12 protein-coding genes are annotated in these 16,516 nt (G+C 64.3%); 5 read left to right on the top strand and 7 right to left on the bottom strand.

Annotated elements, in window-relative coordinates; genetic code table 11:
- Positions 1-58: 58 nt before the first annotated feature.
- Complete coding sequence (locus ACYVI5_RS07555) at positions 59-721, top strand: winged helix-turn-helix transcriptional regulator (RefSeq protein ID WP_460579672.1); 663 nt, start codon at positions 59-61, stop codon at positions 719-721.
- A 116-nt stretch (positions 722-837) separates the two neighbouring features.
- Positions 838-2,277, top strand: coding sequence for an ABC transporter permease (locus ACYVI5_RS07560; RefSeq protein ID WP_460579673.1), 1,440 nt, complete (start codon positions 838-840; stop codon positions 2,275-2,277).
- Between the two features lie 152 nt (positions 2,278-2,429).
- Here the strand turns inward: ACYVI5_RS07560 and ACYVI5_RS07565 are convergent, their stop codons facing one another.
- The 7 genes from ACYVI5_RS07565 to ACYVI5_RS07595 form a co-directional block, all read right to left on the bottom strand.
- Positions 2,430-2,933, bottom strand: coding sequence for a hypothetical protein (locus tag ACYVI5_RS07565; protein ID WP_460579674.1), 504 nt, complete (start codon positions 2,931-2,933; stop codon positions 2,430-2,432).
- Positions 2,934-3,038: 105 nt separating this feature from the next.
- On the bottom strand, positions 3,039-3,254 hold the full coding sequence (locus tag ACYVI5_RS07570) for a hypothetical protein (protein ID WP_460579675.1): 216 nt from the start codon (positions 3,252-3,254) through the stop codon (positions 3,039-3,041).
- Positions 3,255-3,491: 237 nt separating this feature from the next.
- Positions 3,492-3,746 (bottom strand): hypothetical protein, encoded by a 255-nt coding sequence (locus ACYVI5_RS07575; protein ID WP_460579676.1) that lies wholly within the window; start codon positions 3,744-3,746, stop codon positions 3,492-3,494.
- 387 nt (positions 3,747-4,133) lie between these two features.
- Positions 4,134-6,614 (bottom strand): glycoside hydrolase family 2 TIM barrel-domain containing protein, encoded by a 2,481-nt coding sequence (locus tag ACYVI5_RS07580; RefSeq protein WP_460579677.1) that lies wholly within the window; start codon positions 6,612-6,614, stop codon positions 4,134-4,136.
- 6 nt (positions 6,615-6,620) lie between these two features.
- Positions 6,621-8,777 carry a glycoside hydrolase family 3 C-terminal domain-containing protein gene (locus ACYVI5_RS07585; RefSeq protein WP_460579678.1) on the bottom strand — a complete coding sequence of 719 codons (2,157 nt, stop codon included), beginning with the start codon at positions 8,775-8,777 and terminating at the stop codon, positions 6,621-6,623.
- Between the two features lie 16 nt (positions 8,778-8,793).
- Complete coding sequence (locus ACYVI5_RS07590) at positions 8,794-9,489, bottom strand: TetR family transcriptional regulator (RefSeq protein ID WP_460579679.1); 696 nt, start codon at positions 9,487-9,489, stop codon at positions 8,794-8,796.
- A 72-nt stretch (positions 9,490-9,561) separates the two neighbouring features.
- Positions 9,562-10,983, bottom strand: a complete 1,422-nt coding sequence (locus tag ACYVI5_RS07595) for an MFS transporter (protein WP_460579680.1) — start codon at positions 10,981-10,983, stop codon at positions 9,562-9,564.
- Between the two features lie 231 nt (positions 10,984-11,214).
- Between ACYVI5_RS07595 and ACYVI5_RS07600 the strand changes: the two genes are divergently transcribed.
- From ACYVI5_RS07600 to ACYVI5_RS07610, 3 genes are all read left to right on the top strand, one after another.
- Complete coding sequence (locus ACYVI5_RS07600; RefSeq protein WP_460579681.1) at positions 11,215-13,620, top strand: glycoside hydrolase family 3 protein; 2,406 nt, start codon at positions 11,215-11,217, stop codon at positions 13,618-13,620.
- 72 nt (positions 13,621-13,692) lie between these two features.
- The gene (locus ACYVI5_RS07605; protein ID WP_460579682.1) at positions 13,693-16,107 is read left to right on the top strand and encodes a glycoside hydrolase family 2 TIM barrel-domain containing protein; all 2,415 of its coding nucleotides are present in this window, start codon (positions 13,693-13,695) and stop codon (positions 16,105-16,107) included.
- Complete coding sequence (locus ACYVI5_RS07610) at positions 16,104-16,355, top strand: SGNH/GDSL hydrolase family protein (RefSeq protein ID WP_460579683.1); 252 nt, start codon at positions 16,104-16,106, stop codon at positions 16,353-16,355. Before ACYVI5_RS07605 ends, ACYVI5_RS07610 begins: the two co-directional genes overlap by 4 nt.
- Positions 16,356-16,516: the final 161 nt, after the last annotated feature.

Raw genomic sequence — 16,516 nt, forward strand, 5'->3', positions numbered from 1 at the left:
CGAGTATGAAAAGGCAACTTAATAGGTTGAATAAGCGACCGATTGGTACGCTGGGGCTATGACCACCTCGCGGACCTACGGTGAGGCGTGTGCGGCCGCGCACGCTTTAGACCTGGTCGGTGAACGATGGGCCCTCCTGATTGTTCGCGAGCTGTTGATCGGCCCGAAGCGGTTCATGGATCTGCGAGCCGGACTCCCGCAACTGACTGCTCCCGTCCTCTCGCAAAGGCTGCGGGACATGGAAGCACACGGACTAGTTCGCCGCCGCCAACTCGCTCCACCCGCGAGTGTCTGGGTATACGACCTGACCGATTGGGGCAGAGAGCTCGAGCCGGTTCTTGTCGAACTGGGTCGATGGGGCCGCCGGTCACCGCTTCGCGACCTGGATGCCCACCTGAGTATCGACGGCATCTTGCTTGCACTGCGCGCACACTTCGATTCCGCGGCCGCCGGCGACCTCACCGCCACGTTCCAGGTGGGCGTTGCTCACGAACTCTTCTCGATTCGGGTGCAGGCGGGGCACCTTGAGATCAGTCGAGGCGAAGCGAACCGCCCGGACGCAATCATCGACACGGACGCCCGGACCCTCATGAGCCTGATCGCAAACCGCCAAAGCTTGGCGTCGGCGAAGGAAACGGGAGCGCTGACCATAGGTGGAGATGAGCGCCTGTTCCAGCGTTTGCTCCATGCTCTGCCCGGCTTCAGCATGGCGACGCTCTGAAGAACTCTGCACAGGCATCGTCGATGCCGCTTGATACCCGGCCGTCATGCTTCGGATGTATCGGACGCTTTCCGTCGGCGGATGTGCGCGGCCGTGCTGCCTCGTAGCCTGCCGATATGCAGTCGACTTTGAGCTCGCCGGAAGTGGCGCGCAGACCCACAGCACTTCGCACCGGTCGGCGTCGCGATCACGCTTCGACGCTGGTCGTGGCCGGAATGACGGCCTTCTTCGGCACCGTTCTGGTCGAGGCGGTGGCGGTGATCGAAGGGGTGGTCTCTGCGACGGGGGCGTCGGCCGCGTCGGTCAAGATCGGGATCGGCCTGTCTGTCGTGGCGGCGGTGTTCTTGCTGGTGGCCATCTACGTCGGATGCGTCGTCACGACGAACGCATTCGGCACGGTGATCGCCGGTCGCCGCCGCTCGATCGCGCTCTTGCGCCTGGTCGGCGCGGAGGGCCGGGTGCTGCGTCGCGCCGTCGCGATCGAGGGACTGTGGGCCGGAGCATCAGGTGCCGCCATCGGGGTGGCGACCGGCATCGCCTCTGCCGTGATCGTCGTCGCTGCCGGGATCAGTGGCCACTGGTTGCCCAGCACCGCTTACGCATTGCTGTCGCCGTACCTCGTCGTTCCCGGGTGCGTGGTCGTGCTCACCACCTGGTGGGCCGCGTGGGTCGGCTGTCGTGCCGTGACCACGGTCAGCCCGCTTGAGGCCACTGCCGTTGCAGCGACCCAGGATGCCCGAGGCGGGCGCTCATCTGTGCGCTTCACCGCCTGCATCGTCCTGATCGCATCGGGAGCGGTGCTCATGGCCCTCGGCGTCATGGTCGGTCTGATCCTCCCGGTCGGCCTCCTGCCGGCGTTCTTCGGTGGTGTGCTCTCGTTCACGGGCATCGTGCTCGGTGCTGGGCGGATCATGCCGCCGCTGCTCGGTCTGACCGGACAGGCGTGGAGCCGCGGGGCGGTCGGCCGCATAGCGGTAGGTGGCGTCAGCCGCTACCCGGAACGAAGTGCTCGCACCGGCATCGCACTGGTGATCGGCGTGACTCTCGTGACCACCTTCGCCGTCGCACTGACCGGCTTTCACGACGCCGCCGCCGCGAAGCTGGCTGCGTCTCCCGGCGAGCGGGCCATCCTGAACCAATCGGTGACCACCGCACTCTGGGCCCTGACCGCGATCATCGGGTTCTCCGCGTTGATTGCCGGTGTGGGCCTTGTCAACACCATGCTGATGGGCGTGCTGCAGCGAACACGAGAGCTGGGGTTGCTCCGCGCTCTGGGCCTCAGCCGGTCGCAGTTGCGGTCCATGATCGCTGTCGAAAGTGCCCACGTCACGGTGACTGCCCTTCTCTTCGGGTTCATCCTGGGCTGCATCTACGGGTGGGTCGCGGCTCAAGCGCTGATGGGCAGCGCCGTGCACCGGCTGATGCCGCCGGATGTTCCGTGGGACATCGTCGTGATCGTCGCGGCGGCCGCCGTCGTGCTGTCCACCGTCGCCGCAGCGACCGCCGCACGCCGAGCCGTACACATCTCACCCGTCGCGGCCATGGCGGTGGAGTAGAGCCGACCCGTCTTGGTGGGGTGTACATCGCTGGGCTCGGGCAGGCCCACGATCCTCGACCGAGGGCCGACCTCAAACGAGTGAGCCCCCAGGCTCGGTGAAGGCCTGGGGGCTCGATTCTCGCGTGGGACGAGGCTGGGTGAACGGTGACGCTACGCGAACGCTGCTCTACTCCTAGGGCGTCCGGTCTTGGTGTTCCTTCTCTCAAGCCACCGTGCGACAGCGTTCTTGCTCATCAGCGGCCCCTGCGCGGTCTCAATGACCGGCTCAGGGAATCCATTGATCTGCGCGAACTGCCGTGCACGCTGACGGGTGACGCCAGCCATCTCCGCGATCTCCGCATAACCAACTACTGGGGGGTAAAGAGGTTCTGCGAGGTTCGCGTCAACGGCCTCCTCCGAAAGCACCTCAAGTCCGACGATCTCGATTGCGCCGATGGTGGAGTCGGCGGCACGAGAGACGAGATCGGATGCGATCGAAGCAGCGTCGAGCGTGTTGCCGTCTTCGATGGACAGAATCACTTCTGCTCCCATCTGATCGACGTCTACGCTCACTACAGCCCCGTGGTCAGCGAGGCTATCGATGAGATCGAAGGCAGCATCGTCCGTCAAGACACCCGAAGTCCTGAACGAGACGGTGGCCTGCCACTTACTCATATGGGCTACCTTCCTATCGGTTTCTCAGTTGCGTGGAAGTCGCAGGATGTTTAGATTGAGGGAAGCCGCACCGACCAAAGCTTGGCTTCCCCCAACCTCTCCCACTTACTTGAATCCCTGGAATCCGCTCTTACGGAGAGCTGACAGGCAGTTCTCGTACCAGCGGTGATCCGACGGTGTCTTGTGGATCGCTACCGGGCGTTTGCTTTTGTCCGGTGGAAAGCACATCCAGCCCTTGGTTTTCGGGTCGATGCGCCATCCCTGCGCTTCCAGTTCATCAAGAAGGGGTTTGATCCTGCGATCTGAGGGGATCTCGATCACCTCCTTCCACGCGCTATTGAATTGTCGCTGACAAGTCTATCATAAGTCTTCCCAGTGACAATAGCCGCCGGCTGGAGCTCGGGAGCCTCGGCCCCCGAATCCTGTAGTGGGCGTCGGCGGCGCACGCCCTCCTCGATCGCGTCGCGTTGATCGTCGCTCAGGTCGGCGCCGTCCGGATGCTGCGAGTCGAAGGTGAGTCGGTCACGATTCTTGTGTGGAGTCTTCTGCGCGCCGCGTTCATCCTTCGCCGCCGCGCGCTTCCTTCCGTGCCGCGCGCTCAAGCTCGAACGCGACGTGCTCGCGCAGCTCGGCCCTCGCCTCCGCCATGTCGGACTTCACGCCATCGAGCTCGGCCTTGTTCTTGGCGAGAGCGTCATTCAGTTCCGTGTTCGCGTGCGCACGGCCGCTGCGCACTGCCGCGTTCGTTTCCGCTCGCTGCGCCTTCGCCCACGCACGGGTCTCTGCCGGCCGAGACTTCGCGTCATCGCTCATGCCCTGGTCTACGACTCTGGCATGGCGAGTACCGATCAAGGTTCTTGGGTGCAGTAACGGGTGCACATACGCCGGAAGATTTCACCGTGTGACTGGTGTCTAGTGGTGGCTCCGACCGGCATCGATCCGGTGACCTTTCGATTTTCAGTTAACTCAGACTGCATTTCTGCGGGGATGTAGGATCACAGACCCTTGATTTTCCGCGGAAGTTGAGGCGCACCGATCACCCGAAAGGGCCGTCAATCGCGTCCGGTTGTAGTCAAAAGGTAGTCACGCCGCCTTGGTGAGACCGCGTCTTGTGATGCCATCGGACAGGACAGCGGCGGTGGGCAGCGCCGCGGAGATCTGCAACCCTGGCAGCGACCAATCGTTGACGTTCCCCAGGTCTCACAACGATGCTGCGGAGGTCTCGGGCCGCGAGATCGCGTGGTGCGTCACAGTCAGAGGCTCGCAACCGTCTGCGGTAATGGTTATCTCCACTGGTCCGCCTTCCCGGGTGGACCGCAGGACGGCGAGAGCTCGCCCTTGGAATGTCGTGTGCGTTGTTGCCACGAAGCTTTCTGTAGTGGAGGGTGCCGCCGACCCAAGGGCCAGGATCGCAGGTCCCTTCACGGCGACTGTCAGCTGACGGTCCGCGGTCGGCTTCACGATTCCTGCGCCATCCGTGAGCTCCATCGTCAGGTAGAGCAGTGATTGTCCGTCTGCGTGGAAGCCTGCCGTCTCGGCGTCGACGCGCAGGTGAAGGTCCCGGCCGGCGCTTCGTAGTTCGTCGTGGCCGATCAGGGTCCCATCCGCGTTGTAGGCGTAAGCAGTCAGGGTGCCGGCACGGTATGACACGCGGAACGTTGTCAGGTATTCGCCGTGGCGTTTGCCGCGGCTCACAGGAACGCCGTCGAGCTCGAGTTGCACGCGTGCGGCATTGGCGTAGACCTCGACAGTGGCCGCAGTCCCTTCAAATCCGTCCCAGCTCCAGCTGCGGATGGCGTCGGTGGCGCGGAAAAGGGATGGTGTCCGTTTGTCGCGGGCGTGGTCGACGGGTCGTACGGCGATGTAGGGGTCTGTCCGGAGTCCCCAGATGATCTCGTTGGCGTAGGTCTGGGTCTGGCGGTGGCCGGTGATGTCGATGTTCGCGGTCGCGGCGAGATGACCCGGCCATGGCGAGAAAAGGCGTGGTCTGTCGTTGTAGCGGATACTGCCGATTCCGGCTTCGCCGAGGTAGTCCCATCCGGTCCAGACGAAGTCGCCGATGATCTGGGGATGTGTTTCGATGACCGGCCAGTTCTGTTCGAGCTGACCTGGGCCGGTTTCGGTCCCCACCATGGGCTTATCCGGATGTTGTCGTGCGTCCTGTACATACCTGGCGCCGCCGTAGTTGTAGCCGGCGACATCAAGCACGTCCATGGCTGGTCGGATCTTCGCGTCGGTGAACTTGCGGCGCACGATGATGGGTGTGACCTTCTGCATCGCGGACATGAGCAGATTCAGTACCGTGATGAGGCTTCGCCCGCTCTCACTCGGCTCCCGCCCATCGGCCGCTTTCGACGTTTTTGAGATCTGCTGGGCATGCTTCTCGTCGCTGGGGGCGAGGAGATTCAGGAAGGGATTGACGCCATTGGTGATAGGGCGCGTCGGGTCTGCGGTGCGGAGGATGTCCGCCAAGTGCTGACTGAGCGCTATGCCGGAGGACTGTGATGTCTCGGCGATCTCGTTGCCGATGGAGTACATGATCACGGAGGGATGGTTAATCGCGTTGGCGACCATCGCCTGCAGGTCGCGTTCATGCCACTCCTCGAAGTCGCAGGCATAGTCGTGTCTCGTCTTCGCCCGGGTCCAGACATCGCTGAATTCCTCCATGACGAGGAGTCCGTGTCGGTCTGCGGCGGCCAGAAGCGCCCGTGCAGATGGGTTGTGGGCGCTGCGTATTGCGTTGAACCCGGCGGCCTTGATCAGCCGTGCCCGGCGATCTTCTGCCTGGTCAAGGGCGACGGCGCCGAGCACACCGTGGTCGTGGTGAATGCACGCGCCACGCAGCTTGGTGACCTGTCCGTTGATCCGGAGGCCGTGTTCGGCGTCGACGGCGACAGTTCGGATTCCGATGACCTCGACGGCGGCATCCTGCACGATGGAGTCGACGGTGACGGTTGCGTGCAACTCGTATAGGTCGGGTGTGTCCGGTGCCCAGAGCGCAGGGCGATTGATGGCGAGCTGGACGGTTGCTGTCGCCGTCTCGCCGACGGCCAGGAATATGTGCTCAATACCTGAGGTGGTCTGTTCACGGTGGCGGGTCATCGACACCTCGAGCTGGATGTTCGCTGGATTCGTTGATCCATTCTCGATGACGACCGAGACATCGAGGGTTGCCAGTTCCGGTGCAGCGGCCAAGGTTCTGGTTCGGAGCCCTGTGGGTGGGATTCGGACGGGGCCACCGGTCAACAGGTGCACGGGTCGGTAGATGCCGCTGCCGGTGTACCAACGGCTGTTCGGCATGGCGTGATTGTGTGCGAGGACCTCGACGATGTTCTCTTCCCCGAATCGCAGATGCTCCGCCAGCGGAACATGGAAGAGCGCATATCCGGAGGGGCGTCCCCCCGCGAGGACTCCGTTCACGAATACCTGGGAGCGTTGGTAGACGCCCTCGAACTCGAGGACGGGGTTCTGGTCGCGCCACTCCTCCGGTGCGATGAAGCGCTTTGTGTAGCGGTAGACGCCACCCGGGTAGTAGCCGGTGTTGTGCCCGTTTGGCGTGTGTGGGGACCGAGGCTCGACGATCATGGCGTCGTGCGGAAGCGTGAGCGGGCCTTCGTCCTTGACGCGGTCGGCCCCATCGTGACCGACGTACCAGTTCTCGTTGAACGATGCACGGAGCATGGGTGGTCAGTGCAGATCGAGGGGGACCGTCACGGCTGACGGGTCGTCGGCGTAGGCCGCCGCCTCCAATGTGGCGTGCGTGCTGGCGGGCACGAATCCGTGGGTAGTCCAGCGTTGCAGCGGCCGGGTTGATCCGTGTACTGAGATCGTGTTGCTCGCTCCCGGACCCAGTTCAAGGGGCACGAATCCCAGGAGAACGCGCGAGGGAAAGTCTGTGGCGTGCACGACGCCATACAGTTGCACGACATGGCGGCCGCGGCGCGCGCCGGTGTTGGTGACCGTTACCTTCGCCGTGAAGTGCTCGCCGGTGCCTGGTTCTGTCTCCAGATGATCGATGCGGAACGTGGTGTAGCTCAGGCCGAAGCCGAGGGGGTAGGCGGCGGCGTGGCCGTCTCGATCGAGCATCCGCTGTCCGAACCAGCGGTCGTAGACGATGCTGGTGGCGTTGCGGTCGAAGTAGGGCAGGTGTTCCTCGCTGGTCGGGATCGAGTACGGCAGGCGCCCTGAGGGATCGGCCTTGCCGAGGAGCACGTCGGCGAGGGCGTGACCGCCTTCGCAGCCGGAGTACCAGGCGATCAGCGTCGCCGGCACGGAGTATCGCCACGTCTCGGTGATGACGGCGCCAGCGGTGACGACGACCACGACGGTGCGGGGGTTAGCTGCTGCGGTGGCGAGGATGATCTCCTCATCGATCGGGCGCAATCGCAGGCTGGCTCGGTCGCCGCCTTCGGCTGTGCCCATGGCGCTGGCGGTGGCGGCCGGTTCTCCGGCGAGCATCATCCCGTCTGGCATAGGTGGGAAGAGCGCGAGCAGTTCCGGGTTGTTCATGGCGTCGGTGCCGAGGTATTCGCCTTCGTCTTCCGCGGTATAGCCGACGACCACGATCGCGACGTCCGCGTTCGCGGCCGCCTGAGCCGCAGCGTCCGCGTCGTCCGCTTCCACATGGCTGACCAACGCGCGCGGTAGCGCGGCGGTGATGCCGTCAAGGGCCGTTGTCACGTGGGGGCTGTGGACGTCCGAGGAGCCGTGGTCGCCGGTGTTCGGCATGCTCGCTAGCCGGCCGATCACGGCGACGGTGGAGAGCATCTTTTCGTCGAGCGGGAGCAGGGGCGTCTTCTCGACGTTCTCGTTGCGAAGGAGGACCATGCTGCGCTGTGCTGCCTCGCGCGCGAGGGCCCGATGCTCTGACGAGAAGACCACTGCAGGTTCGGGTTGTGGTTCCCGATCGGATGCGTAGTGCGCCAACTGGGTGCGGAGGATCCGGCGTGCGGCGCGGTCGACGTGTTCCCAGGAGGCCTTTCCGGCGTCGAGATCTTCGGGGAGGTGGGCCGCGCGCTGCTGTCGGGCGGGTTCCTCGACGTCGAGCCCGGCCACGAGGGATTGGGCTGCGTCGCGGATCCCGGAGATGAAGTCCGAGACGGTGACTCCCCGGAATCCCCACTCCCGGCGCAGGATCCCTTCGAGCAGCTCCTGGTTCTGGCCGGCCCATTGCCCGTTGACGGAGTTGTAGGAGGTCATGATGCCGTCGACGCCTTCTTCCACCACACGACGGAAGTGCGGCAGGAACACCTCGTGCAGGGTGGCATCGTCTGCCTCGACGTCGACGGTGAACCGTGCGTTCTCCATCGAGTTGAGGGCGTAGTGCTTCGCCACAGCCATGGCGTTGCGGTGGATGCCGCGGACCAGTGCGGCGCCGAACTCGCCGAGCAGGTAGGGGTCTTCGCCGTAGGTCTCCTGCGCGCGCCCCCAGGCCGGATGACGGGGCAGGTTGATGCAGACGCCACCGAAGAAGTTCGCGCCTTGCGCCCGCAGCTCGCGGCCGATGGCCACGCCGATCCGTTCCTCGAGCTCGAGGTCCCACGTTGCCCCGCGCGCCATGGAGACGGGGAACGCGGTGGAGGTCCCCATGACCACACCCCGGGGTCCATCGCTGAAGCGGAGGCCCGGGATGCCGAGTCGTTCGATCGCTCCCATCACGATCGGACGGTTGTTGTATCCCTGCGACATCTCGGCGATCGCCGGCCAGAACTCCTGGTCTCCGTCGAGGAGCCAGAGCTTCTCCTCAGGCGTGAGCTGGACGAGGAGGCCTTCGGCTGCTGAGTCGAGCGCGGCTCCGTGCTCAAGTTGGCCGAGGGCATCTTCGAAGGCGGTGGTCGTCGTCATGCAGGGAAGTCCTTACTTATTGCTGGTTGTCGGCGAGGAGTTTCTCCACGCCGTGGATGATGAGGGTGACGTCGAAGGCGAACTGTTCGTCGCTACCGAGTGAGGAGGAGTGCGCCCCGACCAATCGACGAATCAAGGCGAACTCGCCGTCCGGGGCAGTTTTCAGAGCCTGTTCCAGCTCGGGCTCTTGGGGATGTGTCCCACCGCCGGTCACCGTGTGGTCTCTGGCGGAGGCGAAAGCGAGTTCGGCCAGGAGCGCGATCACACGTCCGGCATCGGTCTCTGCTAGACCGGCCGCGATCAGGGAGCCTACTGCGGCTTCGGCCGGCCGTACCGCCTCAAGGTCTCGCTCATTCTCAAAGGCGACGTAGCTGGCCCACGCTCCTGCGCTGATCACCGCTGCGCGGGTGAGGGTCGCGAAGGAGCGAAGGGTGTGACGCCAGTCGTCTTTCGGGGTGAACTGGTGCTGAGCCACCGCCTCCCGGAAGGCGTCGGCCGCCACCATCCGAAGCAACGTTTGCCGGTTCTCGACGTGGTAGTGCAGCGTCTTGCGGTCGACACCGATCTCGAGGGCGAGTTGTTGCATCGTCAACGTTGCCGGATCCAGCACTCGGGCTGCTTCGATGATGCGTTCCCGGTCCACGCGACGCGGACGACCGCGCCGTGGTTTGGAGTCATTGCTGTTCGTCATCAGATCGCTTTCGGCAGTCATGCTGTCGATTATGGTGCGCGATCGCCACAGTTTCCCCCGGTACGGGAAGAAACTGAAGCGGTCGTCCGGATGTCATCGCACTCCTTTGACTCGCAGCACCAGGGCTGCCGAGATGGCGACGAGCACGAATCCGACGGGCCACACGGGTGCGTATGCGCCGGCGAAAGCGGCGACGACGGCGCCGGCGATGATGGGTCCGAGCGCGTTGCCGAGGTTCTGCCCCAGGGAGGAGAGTCCGAGGTCACGTCCAGCAGCGTCCTTGTCGGGCAGAACGTCGATGAAGAGCGCCTGGTCGACGACCACGAACGTCCCGTATCCGAGTCCGGTAATGATGACCTGGATGAACATGGCGGGAAGCGTGGGCGAGATGAAGGGGATCAGGAAGCTGCCGCCCATGAGCAGGCCTGCGGCCACTACGAACGGCTTGCGGCGCCCGATCTTGTCCGACCAGCGCCCGGTCACAAACATGGCAATGAGCGTTGTGGGAAGAGCAGCGAACTGCAGGAGCGGTGCGGTTTGCGCAGCCTGCGTGGCCGAGAGTGCAGGGCTGATGTAGCTCTGTAGCATATAGAGCGAGTAGACGCTGCTGATGCCGTAGCCCAGGTACAACAGCACCTTTGAAATCCATGCCCAGCGGTAGTCCGCGTCGGCAAGGGCCACTCCGTAGGACTTCAGAACCGCCTTGAAGCGCAGTCGTTTGGTGACCATCTCGCGGGAGGAGTTGTCCCGAGCGAATAGGACGAACGCCATCGTGGTGAGCAGGAGTACGACCCCGATCGGGAAGTACGCCGCCAGCCCCATCGCGGCGAACAAGGATCCTGCGACCACGGCGCCGATGATCGCGCCGAAGTAGGACGCAAGGCCGGAGATGCCCGAGACCACTCCGATGCGCGCTTCGGGAACGCGGTCGGCGACGGTAGCTACGAGCGGACCTTGCGCCAAGCCGACGACCGCTTGGAGTATCGACCAGATGACCACGAGAACGGCGATGGTGGGTGCGACCGGCATCAGGCAGATCAGCGCGGCTCCGCCGATGCCACCGGCTGCGATCCACGGGGCACGGCGTCCCCACCGCGACTTCGTCCGATCGGACAGGATACCGATGATCGGGGCAAGCAGCATCCCGACCAGTACCCCGACCGATGACACGACCGACAGGCTCGTGGCGCGGGAAGAGTTGAACTCGGACAGCAAGTGCAACAGCCGCTGCTGGTCCGCATTAGGCGTGACTGTTCCCGCCGCCACCTTGCCCTGAAGGGTCGTGAGGGCTTGCAGGTTAACACTGGCGTCGGCGCCGGTGAAGAAGTGGTGGAACTCGATGCCCTGTACTTGTAGCGGAACGAGAATGGCGAGCAGCGTCCCCCAGAGGACGGCGATGCCCAGTGAGGCAAGCGAGTACAAGGTCATGTAACGGCGCATCGGCCGGGTCTTCACTTGATACTGCACGGCGTTGGAAACCGTTTTGGGTGCGGTTTCGGAGGAGGCGTTGGTCATGGTCTTCTTCCTTGAAGTGGGGTAGCGCCGATCCCGGGGCGGGTGTTTTTCCCGGGATGGGGGAAAATATAGATGCCTCCTCGTCCCCCCGTCAAGCGGACCGGAGATTTGTTTTCGCGACGTGACTTGACTCCCCTGCGCCGTGCCGCCTACTGTTTTTCCCACCACGGGGAAAACTCGTGTGTCGTGGCGCGAGGCGCGCGGCTTCAACGACGAAGGACGAAACCAGCAATGTCGAACTACCTCGAGACCAGTCCCCGTACCCGGATACAGATCGACGAGCTGCTCGAGCGGATGACGTTGGAGCAGAAGGTAGCGCAACTGCAGTGCACGATCCTCGTCCCCGGGCACGAAGAAGCAGGTCTCGCGAACTTCCCGAACGGAGTCGGTGCGCTCGGAAGCATCAGTACCGGCGAAAGCCCAGCCGCGGACGCGGCCTTCTATGGTGCACTGCAGCAATCGGTGGCCGAACGCACCGGGGAGGACGTCCCGCCTCTCATGCATGGGGAGGCTGTTTCCGGCTGGACAGGTCCAGGGGGGACGGTGTTTCCGTCTGCCATCGGGCTCGGTGCGACATGGAACCCGGCGACGATCGAACGGATGACGCAGATCGTCCGCAAGCAAATGCTCAGCGTCGGCGTGCGGCAGGCACTGTCGCCCGTGATGGATGTCGCGCGTGACCCGCGATGGGGCCGGGTCGGAGAGACGTATGGCGAGGACCCGACCCTGTGTGCCGCGATGAGCGTCGCATTCGTGCGCGGTCTGCAGGGCGAGGATCTGGAAGACGGTGTCGCGGCGACGGGGAAGCACTTCCTCGGCTTCGGGTTCTCCGAGGGCGGCCTCAACATGACTTCGAACCCGATCTCCCCACGGGAGCTGCGCGAGGTTTACGCGAAGCCGTTCCAGGCCGCTATCACTGAGGCCGACCTCGCGGCGGTCATGAACTCCTACGGCACCATCGACGGTGAGCTCATCATCACGTCCAAGCACATCCTGCACGATCTGCTGCGCGAGGAGATGGGCTTCGATGGCCTTGTTGTATCGGACTACATGTCGATCAATCTCGCCGTGGACCTCAACGTCGGAGCGGACCCGAGCGACGGCGGCATCAAGGCGATCTCCGGCGGCCTGGACGTAGAACTGCCGACCCCGTATGGGTTCGGGCCGGGCTTGATCGACGCGGTGCGCAACGGAGAGTTGGACGAGACGGTGATCGACCGCGCGGTCCGCAACATGCTCGCACTCAAGGCAAAGCTGAATCTGTTCGAGAACAGCTCCCCACGCACCGACCTCATCCCTGAGGCATATGACCCGGAGCGCACGAGTGCCCACAGCCTGACCGCCGCGCACGAGTCGATCGTTCTACTGAAGAACGACGGCATCCTTCCGCTGAGCCGTTCCATCAAGAAGATCGCCGTGATCGGGCCACACGCCGACTCGGTGCGCCTGTTCTTCGGCTGCTACACCGGACCGGCATCCATCGACCTGGCGATGAGCGGCACCATGTCCGAGATGGCCGGCATGCTCGACCTGCCGGAGCTCACCGCCTCTCTCGAGCTTCCGCCGCTCGCGCCGCTGTTCGAAGGCAGCGACGTCCGCTCCGAGCCGCCGCTGGTGGAGCAGACGCTGCGCGGCATGTTCGGGGAAAAGACTCCGACCATCGTGGACGCGATCCGCCGGGAGGCCCCACAGGCGGAGGTCCTTTACGTCAAAGGATGCGAAGTCGCCGGAACCGATCGATCCGGGTTCGAAGCGGCGGTGGCGGCCGCCCGGGACGCGGACGTTGTCGTCTTGACCCTTGGCGGCAAGTACGGTTGGGGAAGCTCCTCCACTTCCGGCGAAGGGATCGACACCGCCGACGTCGGCCTACCAGGTGTGCAGGAAGAGCTGGCGCGGCGGATCCACGAAACTGGAACACCGGCGGTGCTGGTGCACATGGACGCCAAACCGCTTTCCAGTGAATTCATCGCCGAGAACTACGACGCTGTGCTCGAGAGCTGGTTTCCCGGCGAGACCGGCGGAACCGCACTCGCGGATGTGTTGTTCGGGGAGTACAACCCGGCCGGTCGGCTGCCGATGACGGCGGTGCGTCACGTCGGCCAGATCCCGATCTATGCCGCCCACCGACGCAGCAACAGCGTTAGCAGCGCAGGCACCATGATCATGAACCGCTACGTAGAGGGCACCAAGGAGCCACTGTTCGTCTTCGGCCAGGGCAAGAGCTACACCGCCTTCGACTACTCCGACCTCATGATCGACTTCGACGGCGACCCGAACGGTGTCGTCACGATCTCCTGCCGAGTGACGAACACGGGCGACTACGACGGCGACGAGGTGGTCCAGCTTTACGTTCGAGACGAGCTGGCCAGCATGGTGCGACCGGTCCAGGAACTTGCGGGGTTCGCGCGCGTCCACCTCGCGGCGGGGCGGTCGCGCACGGTGACCTTCCGTCTCCGTGCATCCCAGTTCGCGTTCCTCGACCTGGAAATGCAGTGGATGGTCGAGGCCGGTGAGATGACCGCCCGCATCGGCGCATCCTCGGAAGACATCCGCCTCACCGGCACGTTCAGCATCGGCCGGACAACCCGGGTCGACGGCAAGAACCGGGGCTTCTTCGCCCAGGTCACGGTCGACTGACTCAGGTCGAGCCTCGGGCCTTCCACCTGTATGCAACCCAACGGCACACCCACGAACCGATAAGGACCGATCGTGCACAAGACGAGTTTCAACAGCGGCTGGGGCGTGCGCCACCAGACCAGCCCCTTCCTTGAGATTCTCGGCCAAGCCGAACCACCCGAGCCGGTGACCCTGCCGCACGACTGGTTGATCTCCCAACCCCGCTCCGCGGAGAACAAACCGGGTGCGCTGACCGGCTACCACGGTGAGGACGTTATCGAATACGTGAAGACCTTCACTGCACCGCCGGGCTTCCAGGAGGGCCGGATGGAGGTCGAGTTCGACGGTGTCTACCGCGGGGCGATGGTCTATGTCAACGACGCGTTCGTGGCGCAACGGCCGTACGGGTACATTCCGTTCTCGGTCCGTGTCGACCCGTACCTGCACGAGGGGGAGAACCAGATCCGCGTCGAGTGCCGCAACCACCTGGACTCACGTTGGTACTCGGGGCTGGGCATCTACCGCGACACCTGGCTGCTCACCGGCGCCGCGACGCACATTGCCCGGAACGGCGTACGGATCCGTACTGTCGACGCTAGTAGGGCGAAAGCTGTCATCGACGTCACGACGGTAGTCGAGAACGACTCGGAACGACTGAACACCGTGACCGTCATCAGCGATGTCATCGCACCGTCAGGCGCGGTCGTGGCGACGGAGTCGTCCCGGCTATCGGTTCGACCGGGCGAGTCCGCTCCGCTGCGGCAACGCTTCGCGGTGTCGGAGCCGGAGTTGTGGGCCCCGGAGACACCGTCTCTGCATACGGTGCGAACCCGACTGGTGCCGACCACGTGCACTGAAGAGGTCCACGAGGAACGCTTCGGCATCCGGAGACTGACCTGGGATGCTCAGGACGGGTTGCTCATCAACGGTCAGCAGGTCAAGCTCCGTGGCGGATGCATCCACCACGACAACGGTGTCCTCGGTGCAGCCGCCATCGGCCGGGCGGAGGAGCGTCGGGTTCAGCTGCTCAAGGACGCCGGGTACAACGCGATCCGTTCCGCGCATAACCCGATCAGCACCGCACTACTCGATGCATGCGACCGACTGGGCATGCTCGTGCTCGATGAATTCACCGATGGTTGGATGACTCCCACCCTCGGCTTTGGATACGGCATCGACCTGAACGAGTGGTGGCAACGCGACCTCACCGCCCTCCTCGAACGGGACTACAACCACCCCAGCGTGATCATGTATTCCATTGGCAACGAGGTAGCAGACACCGGCAACAGCTGGGGCGCCACCTTCGGACGTGACCTCGTCGACTGGATCAAAGCGATCGATGACACCCGCCCGGTGACCAACGCCATCAATCCGATGATGACCGTCCTCCACGACCTGAAGGCCGAGCTCGGGAAAGAGGACAGTGCCGGAGTGAACGCCTTCATGCGCGATCTCGGCGAACAGACCCACGACCTCGTCGTCTCCGACCTCGCAACCGAGCGGCTCGAGGAGCCGATGTCGCAGCTCGACATCTCCGGCTATAACTACGCGTACAGCCGCTACGAGCTCGACATCGAACGACACCCGCAGCGCCTGCTCCTCGGCACCGAAGGACTGCCCGGCAAACTTGACGAGGTCTGGCCCTACGTCACGCGTCACCCGCAGGTCATCGGCGAATTCAGCTGGACCGCATGGGAGTACGCCGGAGAAGCAGGACTCGGGGCGGACAAGCCCGCCGAGGAAGCCTTCTTCGGCAACTACCCGTGGAGGCTGTCCGGGACAGCGGACCTCGGGATCACCGGACAACGTCGCACGATCTCCTACTGGCGGCAGACCGTCTGGGGATTGCGATCGACGCCGTACATCGCCGTTCACCTTCCCCCCGCCGGCGCCCGCGACAAGCTCAAGCCCTCCATCTACACCTGGACCGACAGCCTGAACAGCTGGAGCTGGCCCGGGCATGAGGGCACGACACTCACGGTGGACGTGTACTCAGACGCCGACGAGATCGAACTACTTCTCGATGGCAAGCGCATCGGGCGAGCGCCGGCGGGACCGACACACCGGTACATCGCGACATTCGAACTGGCCTACCGGCCGGGCGAACTCACAGCGGTGGCCTATCGCGACGGTTCGGAGTCGGGCCGCTCCAGCATCCGCACCGCCAACGACGTCGTCGCGCTCACGCTCACAGCAGACCGCAGTGAGATCACCGCCAACGACCGAGACCTCGCCTTCATCGACATCGCCTTCACCGATAGGCACGGCACCGTGCACAATCCACGCGAGGAGCCCGTCACCATTACCGTCACCGGCAACGGCATCCTGCAAGGGGTCGGAAGCGACAACCCGGCATCCGAAGACGACTATGCCGGCAATCGGTGCGTCACTTACCGGGGGCGCGCGCTGGCCGTCGTCCGGCCCACCGGGGTCGGACTGATCGCCATCCGGGCCGAATCGGGGGACTTCGCTACTGACTTGATCATCACAGCGAAGGAACCACAATGAGCGCCGGACGATCCCGAGCATCAATTGCAATCTTCGGGTACCTCGCGCGACGCCTCGGTGCAACACAGTTCCTCACTGGTGCGCAGCGCACCCGCCGCGACCAACTGGACCAACTCACACCTGTTCCCGGCAGCATCGTCTTCCTCGGCGATACCATCACCGAACAAGGCGAATGGCAAGAACTGCTGCCCGACCTCCCCGTCGTCAACCGTGGTGTCGGCGGTGAGACAAGTGCACAGTTCCGCTGATGTCAGTGTCCGGCCGCACCGCATCGGGGCGACGTTCAGTTCGTCATACAGTTGCGGCGCACACACCCGGCCTTCGATCGTGAAGGAGTAGGCATCAGTGTGCTGGCGAGCACCGACCCGTCGATGATGGCCCGAATTTCGACGCAACCGAACAACTCGAA

The sequence above is a fragment of the Humibacter ginsengisoli genome, assembly GCF_054780095.1.

Coding starts and splice junctions, on each gene's coding strand:
- ACYVI5_RS07555 (WP_460579672.1), top strand. CDS start 59: ATGACCACCTCGCGGACCTACGGTGAGGCGTGTGCGGCCGCGCACGCT.
- ACYVI5_RS07560 (WP_460579673.1), top strand. CDS start 838: ATGCAGTCGACTTTGAGCTCGCCGGAAGTGGCGCGCAGACCCACAGCA.
- ACYVI5_RS07565 (WP_460579674.1), bottom strand. CDS start 2,933: ATGAGTAAGTGGCAGGCCACCGTCTCGTTCAGGACTTCGGGTGTCTTG.
- ACYVI5_RS07575 (WP_460579676.1), bottom strand. CDS start 3,746: ATGAGCGATGACGCGAAGTCTCGGCCGGCAGAGACCCGTGCGTGGGCG.
- ACYVI5_RS07580 (WP_460579677.1), bottom strand. CDS start 6,614: ATGCTCCGTGCATCGTTCAACGAGAACTGGTACGTCGGTCACGATGGG.
- ACYVI5_RS07585 (WP_460579678.1), bottom strand. CDS start 8,777: ATGACGACGACCACCGCCTTCGAAGATGCCCTCGGCCAACTTGAGCAC.
- ACYVI5_RS07590 (WP_460579679.1), bottom strand. CDS start 9,489: ATGACTGCCGAAAGCGATCTGATGACGAACAGCAATGACTCCAAACCA.
- ACYVI5_RS07595 (WP_460579680.1), bottom strand. CDS start 10,983: ATGACCAACGCCTCCTCCGAAACCGCACCCAAAACGGTTTCCAACGCC.
- ACYVI5_RS07600 (WP_460579681.1), top strand. CDS start 11,215: ATGTCGAACTACCTCGAGACCAGTCCCCGTACCCGGATACAGATCGAC.
- ACYVI5_RS07610 (WP_460579683.1), top strand. CDS start 16,104: ATGAGCGCCGGACGATCCCGAGCATCAATTGCAATCTTCGGGTACCTC.